The organism is Roseibium sp., from assembly GCF_050301095.1.
In the GTDB taxonomy this organism is placed as follows: domain Bacteria; phylum Pseudomonadota; class Alphaproteobacteria; order Rhizobiales; family Stappiaceae; genus Roseibium.
Genome location: NZ_JBNKYW010000035.1, coordinates 1 through 11,201 on the forward strand (window position 1 = coordinate 1; position 11,201 = coordinate 11,201).

Below are 11,201 nucleotides of genomic sequence, written 5' to 3' on the forward strand. Positions count from 1 at the left end.
GTTACGCCAAGACCTTCCTGTCGGACCCCGAAGCGGTCGAGCCGATCCTGGTGAAAGTGAACACCGACGGCGGCTACGGCTACTACTCGATCGGTTTCGCCCGCAAGGACAGCGGCATCACCGACCTGACCGGCATGAAGGGCAAGGTCTTCGGCTTCGGCGATCCGAACTCGACCTCGGGCTTCCTGATCCCGTCGATCGAAATCCCGCAGGCCACCGGCGCCAGCATGACCTCGGGCGATTACTTCGGCGAAGTGAAATTCTCCGGCGGCCACGAACAGACCATCGTCGGCGTCTATAACGGCGACTTCGACGGCGGCGTGACCTGGGCCGACGGCCTCGGTGAATGGGAAGACGGCTACAACTCCGGAGCCCTGCGCAAGGCCTCCGACGCCGGTCTGGTTGACATGACCGAGATCCACGAAATCTGGCGCTCGCCGGTGATCCCGGAAGGTCCGGTCGTACTGTCGAAGAAGCTGCCGGAAGACGTCAAGGTGAAGATGACCGCGCTGATGGCCTCGCTGACTTCCATGGATCCGGAATGCGCCTATGGCGTTGCCGCCGGCGAAACCAAGGGCTTCATGCCGATCACGCACGAGGCTTACGAAAGCATCGTCGCCGCCCGCAAGGCAAAGAGCAACTAATCGCCTTTTTGAGAGAGCGTGGGCCGGCCTCCGGCCCGCGTTTTCTTGAAGAACTTTAAATTCAGTTGTCATCCCGGCTGTAGCGAAGCGAAAGGCCGGGATCCAGTACTCACCGGTGCCAGTTGTTTAATTCGGCGGGTTCAGTGAGTACCGGATCCCTGCCTGAGCAGTGATGACAAGTTGAAAAGCATGAGTTCCATGACGCCGGTCAGGCCTGTGGTGGAACGAGAAATGTAAAAGGGTCTCGTACATGGCAGTCGCCGCCCTCGAGCAGGAAATCCTGTCCCTTCGCAAACGCCGCCAGCTTTATTCCATGATAGGGCTGATGCTGGCTGTCGCGGTTCTCGTGTCCGGCTATTCCAAGGCCAACGCGATGAATTCCGGCGGGTTCGTGCAAGGTCTCTCCAAGTTCTTCGATTATCCCGGCGAGATCGTCACCGAAGCCATCGACGCGGGGCCTGCCTTCTTCGGCCTGATCCTGCAGTTCGTACCGGCCATGCTGGAAACCCTGAACATCGCCGGTGTCGCGACGCTTCTGGGCGGTGCGCTCGCGGTGGTTCTTGCCATGGCCTCGACCCGCAACGTCGACAGCTTCGGACCGCTGATCCCGGTCGTTCGGCGGATGATGGACATCATGCGGGCGTTCCCGGAGCTGATCATTGCCCTGTTCCTGATCTTCGTCCTCGGGTCCAGTCCGGTTCCCGCCATGATCGCGGTGGCTTTTCACACCGCCGGTGCGCTGGGCAAGCTGTTTTCGGAAGTGAACGAAAACATCGACCGCAAACCCATCGAGGGCCTGTCCGCCTGCGGGGCAAGCTGGCTGCAACGTATCCGCTTTGCGGTCCTGCCACAGGTGGCGCCGAATTACCTCAGCTACTTTTTGCTTCGTCTTGAAATCAACGTGCGCGCGTCGGCCATTCTCGGTTTCGTTGGAGCAGGGGGGATCGGCCAGGAACTCCGCCGCACCATCGGCTGGGGCAAGGGCGCGGGCGACGAGACGGCTGCCATCTTCGTTCTTCTGTTCATCACCATCATGGTCATCGACCAGGCCTCGTCCTTTTTGCGCGGCAGGCTGGTCGGCTCCGGCCGGGCTCATTGAGGGATCTTTCGATGACCGATTACACCCTTGAAACGCCCGTCACGTCCGAGCGTGTCTGGCTGCATGTTCGCCGCCGTGCCTGGTTGACGATCTTCTTGCCGCTCGCGGTCCTCACCTATCTCGTCTACACGTGGTTTGCCTTTGGTGTGCCTGATATCCTGGCCAAGGCGCAGCCGGAGCGGGCGGCGATCCTTGCGACGGATTCGGTCGCCTACAAGGTTCATGTGACGAAAAACTTCCGCCGCAACGACGTTGAAGTTGCCATCGAGGGCGAGCGCACGGCAACCTACGATCCTGCTCTACTGCCAAACTGGGTCTCGCTCGACGGCGAGAATGCCCGTGTTGATCTCGGTGACGGCTATTTCATCGACATTGAAGGCAAAACCGCACTGTTCACGATCCCGGAGTACGGCGTCGTCAAGGGCACCGCGACCAAATCCGGCGTGGAGATCGAATTGCCGGAAGGCCCGGTTCCGGACTGGGTCAAGGTCGACCCGCGCAAGCTCGATGTGCGCCCCGCGCTCGACAAGCGTCTGCAGGTCACCAAGACCAAGATCGAGGTTCACAACTATTTCGGCGGCTGGGAGAATTTCTGGTTCCCCTTCCGCTCGCCGCTCCACGGCATGTCCTTCAGCCAACTCTATGCCCTGGCTCTCAGCGCTGACCGGATGGACCCGGACACCTCGAACCTCTGGTTCATCGCCGACGAGTTCCTGAAAAACCCCGACTGGCAGCATGGCGAGATCTTCACCGCTCTGTTCGAGACCATCATGATGGCAGTGCTCGGCACGTTGACGGCTGCCCTGTTTGCCTTGCCTCTGGCCTTTCTGGCGGCTCGGAATTTCACGCCGTCCCGGCTGATGCGCTTCGGCACCCGCCGCCTGTTCGATTTCCTGCGCGGCATCGACATGCTGATCTGGTCGCTGATCTTCATCCGCGCCTTCGGCCTTGGACCACTTACCGGCGCGCTCGCCATCGCCTTCACCGACACCGGCTCACTCGGAAAGCTCTTTTCCGAAGCGCTGGAGAACATCGACAACAAACAGGTTGAAGGCGTGCGCGCTACCGGCGCAAGCCAGATTCAACGCTACCGCTTCGGCGTCATTCCGCAGATCCTGCCCGTCTTTGTCTCCCAGGTGCTCTATTATCTGGAATCAAATACACGCTCTGCGACGGTGATCGGCGCGCTCGGGGCAGGGGGCATCGGCCTGATGCTGGTGGAGACCATGAGAACCTCCCGCGACTGGGAGAACACCAGCTACATCATCATCTTGACCATTGTCGTGGTGATCCTGATGGATCAGGGCTCCAGCTGGCTGCGCCGCAAGCTGATCGAGGGCAGGTAAGGATTTTCATTTCAATCGTCATCCCGGTCAAGCGAAGTGCGAGCCGGGACCGGGGCGGCAAATCAGCGCCTGTTTTCCCCGATATCTTGACCTTCCCGCTTTTCGCCGCATTTCCGTCGCGCTAGCGTGTCAGCGTTCCAGAACTGATTCAAAGCCGGGGAGCGGGCGATGCGACGGGGATTGTGGAAGGGTCTTGCAGGAGTTGTTCTTGGCTTCGGCCTTGGACTGACAGCGCTTTCCGGACCGGCGCTCGCCATCGAGCGCTGTGTCGCTTCCCTCATGCAGCAGGCGGTTGCCGCGGGTGTGCGTCCGGCGATCGCCGACCAGATGCTGTCAGGGGCTTCATTCGACGAAAAGGTCATCCGCTTTTCCACGTCCCAGCCGGAACACAAGACCGAAATCTGGGACTACATGGCGTTTCTGGTGGATGCCGAGCGCATTCAGGACGGTAAGGCCAACCTGAAAAAACATGGCCGCACGCTGGCCTCGATTGAAAAACGCTACGGTGTCGACCGCCACGTGGTTCTGGCGGTCTGGGGCATCGAGAGCGACTATGGCCAGTTCCGGGGCGACTTCTATACGCCGCATGCGCTCGCCAACCTGGTTTGCGCCGGCAAGAAACGGCAGAAGTATTTCAAGGGTGAGCTGATAAAGACGCTTCAGATCGCCTCGCGCGGCGATGTTCCGGCAGACGATTTCCGCGGCTCCTGGGCCGGAGCCTTCGGGCAAACGCAGTTCATGCCGAGCACCTACAACAGCCTGGCGGTCGACTTTGACGGCGACGGCCGCAAGGATTTGGTGAACTCGGTTCCGGACGCGCTTGCCTCCACGGCCAATTTCCTGAAGAACGCCGGCTGGAGCAACAGCCGTCCCTGGGGCTTTGAAGTGAAAGTGCCGAGCGGTTACAACGGGCCGTCCGGCCGCAAGAAATACGCGTCGCTTTCCACGTGGGGCAAACGGGGCGTGACCAGGATCGGCGGTGGCAAGGTGTCCGGAAAGCTGGAAGCTGCCCTCATTCGTCCCGCAGGTGCGAATGGTCCGGCCTTTCTGGTGACCCGGAATTTCCGGGCACTTCGCTCCTATAACGCCTCGACATCCTATGGCCTCGCGATTGCCCTTCTGTCGGAGCTCGTTTCCGGGGGCGAACCTTTCAAGACACCCTGGCCGACGGCCAATCCGGGTCTGTCGCGTGCGCAGCGGTTGGAGCTTCAAAAGTTGTTGAACAAGAACGGCTTCAATGTCGGAGAACCTGACGGCAAGGTCGGTCCGGCAACCCGCAATGGCATCAAGAAGGCGGAGGCCAAATTCGGCATGCCGGTCACCGGAAGACCATCCTGGAACATCTACACGGCCCTTGGCGGAAAATAGAACGCTCCTGCAGCTCGCTTCCGACCAGAAATCGGGAATGTTTTGTTGCGCTGCGAAATTTTGCGGCGCAATATGAACGAAGTGTTTCTGGAGGATTGCGATGTCCGGACGGATTTTGACGGTGGCCCAGCAAAAGGGCGGTTCTGGTAAGACGACGCTGGCAGCCCATCTTGCCGTTGCTCTCGCACGGCAGTCGGGCGAACCGGTGGCGATCCTCGACGTCGATCCGCAGGGGTCACTCGGGACCTGGTACGAAGCCCGCGAACAGAGCCTTGGGGAAGACGGGACCGGACTTGAATTCCGAACCGCCTCCGGCTGGGGCGCGCGCCGGGAGGCGAGGTCGCTTGCCAGATCCCATGGCTACGTCATCATAGATACGCCTCCCAAGACCGATACAGACGCAAAACCGGCCATCGATGCCGCCGATTTCGTGATCGTGCCGGTCCAGCCGACACCGGTGGATCTTTGGGCAACCGCCCAGACCTTCGACCTTGCCAGGCGCGAGGACACGCCCGCCCTGCTGGTACTCAACCGGGTTCCGCCGCGCGCCTCCCTGACAGGAGAAGTGGCGGAGGCCATTGCCGCCTGTGGATATGACACCTTGAGCGCCAGACTCGGTAACCGGACGGTTTTCGCCTCCGCCATGGGTAAAGGCTATTCCGTGACGGAGGATGCGCCCTCCGGCAAGGCTTCCCAGGAGGTCGGCCGTCTTATCGAGGAACTGATTGCCCGGGTGGGGTGATCGCGGCCGGTAACCGTATCTGCAAAAAATCTGCACATCCCCGACTGCGTAATTCGACAGTTTTGCCTTGTCCTCGTCACGTTCCGGTGCCTTGATAGAGAAAATTCTCGGCCCGGGAGGTCTGGCCATGTCTCTTTTAATGCAGCGTTTTTTCCGTTTTTCCTTGTTTTCCGGTTTCCAAGGCAAGCGCCGTCACAAGACGGCCCTTCTGGCCTTGGCACTTGCGGCCGGCACCTTTGCCCCGATTCCCGGCGCCGATGCCCAGGACCGGCGGATCGTCACGATCGACGATGCCGATTTCTTCGGCAGCGACTACCGGACGGTCAAGGATGTCGATCTTGAGGGATGCAAGTCCGCCTGCCTTGGCGACGGCCAGTGCCGTGCCTTCACGTTCAACACGTCCGCGGGCTGGTGTTTCCTGAAAACCGATTTCGGCGAATTGCAGAGCTTTACCGGCGCCATCGCTGGCCGTGTCGTCGAGGTAATGGCACCGCGGGCCGATCAGAGCGCCGACCGGAAGGCCGAACTGGCCTTTCTGCCCAAGTCACAGCTGGAAAGTGCCGAAACCTATTCCAAAAGCATTGCAAACAACGTTCGCGCCAACGGCAAGACGGCGGATCAGTTGCGGCGCGACGGCCTGACCGCCTTGCGCTATCAGCAAGGCCGCATTGCCGAGGACGCCTACAAGCAGCTGATTGTCCTGGAGCCGGGGGCTCTCGACGCCTGGACGCAGCTGACCGTTGCGCTGTTCATCCCCGAGCCGACCGACTGGCAGGACCGGGAGACCCTGCAGAAGCAGACGATTTCCGCGGCCATCAATACCTATCTGCGAACCGTTTCCACGGCTGAGCAGGCCGACGCCCTGAACCTCTTGAGCCGTGCCCTGCAAAGGCGTGGTGAATACAAGAGCGCGATCCGGGCCTTGCGGGCCTCTCTGGCACGAGAGGAAAATGCGAGCCTGCGCCAACGCTATGAAGATCTTGTGGCGGCACACGGCTTCCGGATTGTCGATCATCAGGTGGATTCCGACAGTGCCTCTCCCCGGATCTGCCTTGTTTTCTCGCAAAAGCTCCTTCCCGGCGAGGACATGAGCCCTTACGTGAGCGTGAAAGGCGAGGGAACCGTTTCCATCGAGACGGAAGGCAGCCAGGTTTGCGCGGACGGTCTGCAGCATGGCCAACGCTATGAGGTGACTGCGCGCAGCGGACTGCCCGCTGCCGATGGAGAAAAACTGGAAAAGTCGGCGGACCTGACGATCTACGTGAAGGACAGGTCGCCATCGGTCCATTTCCTTGGCCGGTCCTATGTTTTGCCCGCCGGCGGCAATCCGACCATCCCGATCGTCTCGGTCAACACCTCGGAGGTCGAAGCATCGATCTATCGGATCGGCAGCCGCTCGGTGGCGGATATCCTGCGCGACAACAGGTTCCTGCGCCAGCTCAGCAGCTGGCGGGCGGAGCAAATCGAGGATGAGCTCGGTGAGAAGGTCTGGACCGGGATCGTGGAAACCGAAACCCGGCTCAACCAGGACATCACCACCGCCATTCCGGTGACGCAGACGGGGTTTGAACTCAAGCCGGGCATCTATGCGATGACCGCCCGCTCGAAGCTGGATGTCCAGAACCGTTGGGGTGATCTGGCCACCCAGTGGTTCCTGGTGTCGGATCTCGGCATGACGGCGTTGACGGGCGATGCCGGCATCTCCGCCAACATCCGCTCGCTCTCCACCGCGGAGGCCATGATGGACGTGACGGTGCGCCTGCTCGGGGTCAACAACGAGATCCTGGGCGAAGCCGTGACCAACGCAGACGGCTTCGCGGAATTCGCGGCCGGTCTGACACGGGGCAGGGGCGGGCGCGCGCCCGGCGTACTCGTCGCCGAAACGGCCGCAGGCGACTATTCCTTCCTGGACCTGCGCAAACCCGCCTTTGATCTTTCCGATCGGGGCGTGGAGGGCCGGCCCGCTCCCGGACCGCTGGATGTTTTTGCCTGGACCGACCGCGGCATCTACAAGGCCGGTGAAACCGTGCATGCCCAGGCGCTTCTGCGGACCTCCCGCGCCACCGCGCAGGAAGACTTCCCCCTGACATTCGTCTTCACCCGTCCGGATGGTGTCGAGCACGCCCGCTTCACCGTCGGCGACGGTGGCCTTGGAGGTCATCTGCAGGACCTGACGCTGAGCGCGTCGGCGCAGCAGGGCATCTGGTCCTGGCGGGTCTTCGCGGACCCGAAAGGCAGTTCGCTTTCGGAGGCGACATTCCAGGTCGAGGACTACCAGCCGGAGCGTGTCGATTTCGATCTCGAAACAGACGCCAGGGCCTTCAGCCGCAATACGCCGACGCAGTTTTCGCTCCACGCGAAATTTCTCTATGGCTCGCCCGCGAGCGACCAGACCCTCGAGGGGGACGTGGTCGTTCGCCCGGTCAGGACGCTAAAGGCCTATCCGGGCTATCAGTTCGGGGCCGAAGACTCTGAAGCTTATTCGCAACGGGAATCCATTTCCTCCGGTCTGAAAACCGATCAGGACGGCAATCTTTCTTTCGACGTTTTTCTCCCGTCGTTGCCCGAGACCACTGTCCTTTATGACGGCAAACTGGTTGCCCGTCTGGTTGAAGGCGGCGGACGATATGTGGAGCGGGACCTGGATCTTCCGGTGGCGCTCGATGGACCCCGTATCGGTGTGAAACCGGCCTTCGACGGAGGCGTCGATGAAGGCGGCCCGGCCGACTTCTCCGTGATCGTGGTCGGAAAGGACGGAGAGCAGCAGGATGCTTCCGGACTGCGCTGGACGCTTTCCAGGATCGATCGGAACTATCAGTGGTACCGGTACGACGGCCGCTGGTCGTTCGAGCCGATCACCTCTTCGCACCGGGTTGCCGATGGAGAATTGGAAACAAAAGCCGGCGAGCCGGGCCTTCTGTCCCTGCCCGTCGAATGGGGGGAGTACCGGCTGGACGTTGTTGGCACGGGTGAGCTGGATAGTTCGACAAGTGTCACTTTCCAGGCAGGCTGGTACACCGCCGATGCCACTTCCGAGACGCCGGACTACCTGGACGTCGGACTGGACAAGGCCAGTTACCGGCCAGGCGAGACAGCCAAGCTGCGGCTGAAACCGCAGATGGCCGGTGTTGCCGTTGTGAATGTCGTTTCCGGCGGTCTGCTTGCCAGCCAGACCGTGGAAGTGACCGGTGAAGAAACCGAAGTGGAGATCCCGGTCAGCGACGACTGGGGGGCGGGGGCCTACATCACCGCAAGCCTCTACCGGCCGATGGATCTGGATCAGAACCGGATGCCGTCTCGCGCGATCGGGCTTTCCTGGCTCAAGGTCGATCCGGGCAGGCGTGCGCTTGATGTGGAAATTTCCGCACCGGACAAGATCCTGCCGGAAACGACGCTGGATGTTCCTGTCAGGCTCGCAAATCTGGAGCCCGGCACCCGGGCTTATCTGACGGTGGCCGCGGTTGACGTCGGCATCCTGAACCTGACTGGCTACAAGACGCCTGATCCGGACAGCTGGTACTTCGGCCAGCGGCGGCTCGGCTCGGATATCCGGGACCTCTACGGCCAATTGATCGACCGGACCGCCGGCACCATGGGGCGTGTCCGCTCCGGTGGAGATGCCGCAGCAATGCGTCTCAACGCACCGCCACCCGACGAGAAACCTGTTGCCCTGTTTTCGGGACTGGTCGAGGTCGGCAACAATGGCGAGGCCACCGTTTCCTTCGATGTGCCTGCGTTCAACGGTGCGCTCAAGTTGATGGTGGTGGCCTGGACGAAGGACGGGGTGGGTCACGGTGAACGGGAAGTTCAGGTGCGCTCTCCGGTCGTCATGACCGCGAGCGCGCCGGCGTTCCTGGCCCCCGGCGATACCTCGCGCCTTGCGATCGAAATCGACAATGTGGACGGCAAGCCGGGCTCCTATGAACTGGAAGTCTCCGTTGCCGAAGGCTTGTTGCTGGAAAATGGTTCCAACCGCCAGGTTCGACAGATCGATCTGGATCAGGGCAAGAAGGCGCTTGCGCTTTTGCCGGTTGCTGGCGGTGACACGCCGGGCATGGGTGAGGTCGTCGCGGCACTGACCGGGCCGGAAGGCGCCGTTTTCGTCAAACGGATGTCTCTTGAAGTCAAGGACATGCAGCCGGCAGTGGTCCGCAGGTCTTCCTTCCAGCTTGCCTCGGGTGGAAGCCTGATGCTGTCGGAAGACAGCTTTGACGGGTTGCGAACCGGAACCGTCGATGTGACCCTTGCCGCCGGCGGGGTCGCCAGCATCGACGTTGCGGGTCTTCTCGATGCTCTGGACCGCTATCCCTATGGCTGCACCGAGCAGACGACCAGCCGGGCCCTGCCTTTGCTCTATCTGAGCGAAGTGGCGGAAGCCGCCGGGCTCGGCTCCGGGGAAGCCCTGCGCGAACGCGTCGTGAAGGCGATTGCCCGCGTTCTCGCCAACCAGTCGAGTTCAGGTGGCTTCGGTCTCTGGAACAGTTACAGCGATGACGACATCTGGCTGGATGCCTACGTCACCGACTTCCTGACGCGTGCCCGGCAGAAGGGCTACAGTGTTCCGGACATCGCCTTCACCAGCGCGCTCGACAATCTGGAAAACCGTTTGGCTTATGCCACCGATTTCCGCGATGGCGGGGAGGGGATTGCCTATGGGCTTTATGTTCTCGCCAGCAACGGGCGGGCTTCCATGGGGGATCTGCGCTATTACCTCGATGCCAAGCTTCAGAGCTTCGCAACGCCCCTGGCCAAGGCACAGCTGGCCGCCAGCCTTGCGCTTTATGGTGAGCGGGAACGTGCCGAGACCGGGTTCAAGGCAGCCCTTGCCTCGCTTCCGGCCGATACCGTCCGGATGTACCGGGGTGACTACGGTTCCCGTCTGCGCGACAGCGCCGGCGTGACCGATTATGTCGTCTCCGCATCCATGGGGGATCGTCTGATTGCGGAAGCCGTCGACAGCCTCAAAACCGCCCAGACCCGTTCGTCCTCCAGGTCGACCCAGGAAATGGCCTGGCTGCTGCTTGCGGCCCAGGCCTTGAACGAGTCGGCGGGGGAGGCCCGGATATCGGTCGATGGCGAGACGGCGCCGGGACGGCTTGCCTGGTCCTTTGAAGGCCGAGAGATCGCCAGGGCCGCGGTCGAGGTCACCAACAACGGCGCTTCGGCAACCGACCTGCTGGTTTCGATCACTGGTCAGCCGATGGTGCCGGAGCCGGCGGGCGGAAAGGACTACGCGATTGAACGGAAGGTCTACGATCTCGACGGCAACGAGGTGGACCCGTCCGCCGTACCGGTGAACACTCGCCTGGCCATCGTCCTGACGGTTCGCTCCCTGACCGACCTGCCAGGCCGGCTGATGGTGGTCGACCGCTTGCCGGCAGGCCTTGTCATCGACAATCCACGTCTGGTGCGCTCCGGCGAGCTGGGTGGTCTTTCCTTCCTGTCCACCATCGATGTGGCGGACCATACGGCCTTTTACCCGGACAGGTTTGAGGTCGCGGTCGATCAGACACGTCTGAGCGGCAGGGAAATGACCTATGCCTATCTTGCCCGTGCCGCGACGCCGGGCACCTTCGCCCATCCTCCGGCATCAGTCGAGGACATGTACCGTCCGGACCGCCGGGCCATCACGGAGACCGGCGGCTTCGTGGTGCTGGGGCCGACACGGTAAGGCAATGAAATGACGGCACGGCCGCGGAAAGACTGGCGCAGATACCGGCGGTGGGGCGCCGCCGCCGGCCTCGGCCTTGCCGTGATCGCGGGAGCGGCTGCATTGAAAGTGCAGCGGGATCTCGAGGCTCTGCGGTCGTTGCCGGCGATCGCCGACCTGTCGCTTTCCGTCGTCGTTCTGGACAGGGAGGACAGGCTCTTGCGGGCCTTCACCAGCAAGGACGACAAGTGGCGCCTGCCGGTCGACCTCGACCGCATCGACCCGCTTTACCTGAAGATGCTGCTGGCCTTCGAGGACAAAAGGTACTTTGAGCACGGCGGCGTCGATCCGC

General features: G+C 62.0%; 6 protein-coding genes and 1 pseudogene. All 7 read left to right on the forward strand.

All coding sequences use genetic code 11. The features are described from left to right. The coding region (gene phnD / locus ACQY7U_RS02425; protein ID WP_428641600.1) for a phosphate/phosphite/phosphonate ABC transporter substrate-binding protein at nucleotides 1-644 on the forward strand (644 nt) is incomplete at its 5' end. Between the two features lie 250 nt (nucleotides 645-894). Then, entirely contained in the window at nucleotides 895-1,743 is an 849-nt protein-coding gene (phnE, locus tag ACQY7U_RS02430; RefSeq protein WP_428641602.1) for a phosphonate ABC transporter, permease protein PhnE, read from the forward strand. 11 nt (nucleotides 1,744-1,754) lie between these two features. After that, nucleotides 1,755-3,089: a phosphonate ABC transporter, permease protein PhnE gene (gene phnE / locus ACQY7U_RS02435; protein ID WP_428641604.1), complete on the forward strand. Its 1,335-nt coding sequence runs from the start codon at nucleotides 1,755-1,757 to the stop codon at nucleotides 3,087-3,089. A gap of 168 nt (nucleotides 3,090-3,257) precedes the next feature. Then, nucleotides 3,258-4,457: a lytic murein transglycosylase gene (locus ACQY7U_RS02440; RefSeq protein WP_428641605.1), complete on the forward strand. Its 1,200-nt coding sequence runs from the start codon at nucleotides 3,258-3,260 to the stop codon at nucleotides 4,455-4,457. A gap of 100 nt (nucleotides 4,458-4,557) precedes the next feature. Further along, nucleotides 4,558-5,199 carry a ParA family partition ATPase gene (gene parA, locus ACQY7U_RS02445; RefSeq protein ID WP_428641607.1) on the forward strand — a complete coding sequence of 214 codons (642 nt, stop codon included), beginning with the start codon at nucleotides 4,558-4,560 and terminating at the stop codon, nucleotides 5,197-5,199. A 127-nt stretch (nucleotides 5,200-5,326) separates the two neighbouring features. Then, nucleotides 5,327-10,870 (forward strand): MG2 domain-containing protein, encoded by a 5,544-nt coding sequence (locus ACQY7U_RS02450; RefSeq protein ID WP_428641609.1) that lies wholly within the window; start codon nucleotides 5,327-5,329, stop codon nucleotides 10,868-10,870. A gap of 9 nt (nucleotides 10,871-10,879) precedes the next feature. Next, a pseudogene (locus tag ACQY7U_RS02455) lies at nucleotides 10,880-11,201 on the forward strand (penicillin-binding protein 1C); the annotation flags it as partial.

Excerpts from the sequence above, each read along its gene's own strand:
- ACQY7U_RS02440 (WP_428641605.1), top strand. The coding sequence starts at position 3,258 with ATGCGACGGGGATTGTGGAAGGGTCTTGCAGGAGTTGTTCTTGGCTTC.
- phnE (WP_428641602.1), top strand. The coding sequence starts at position 895 with ATGGCAGTCGCCGCCCTCGAGCAGGAAATCCTGTCCCTTCGCAAACGC.
- parA (WP_428641607.1), top strand. The coding sequence starts at position 4,558 with ATGTCCGGACGGATTTTGACGGTGGCCCAGCAAAAGGGCGGTTCTGGT.
- phnE (WP_428641604.1), top strand. The coding sequence starts at position 1,755 with ATGACCGATTACACCCTTGAAACGCCCGTCACGTCCGAGCGTGTCTGG.
- ACQY7U_RS02450 (WP_428641609.1), top strand. The coding sequence starts at position 5,327 with ATGTCTCTTTTAATGCAGCGTTTTTTCCGTTTTTCCTTGTTTTCCGGT.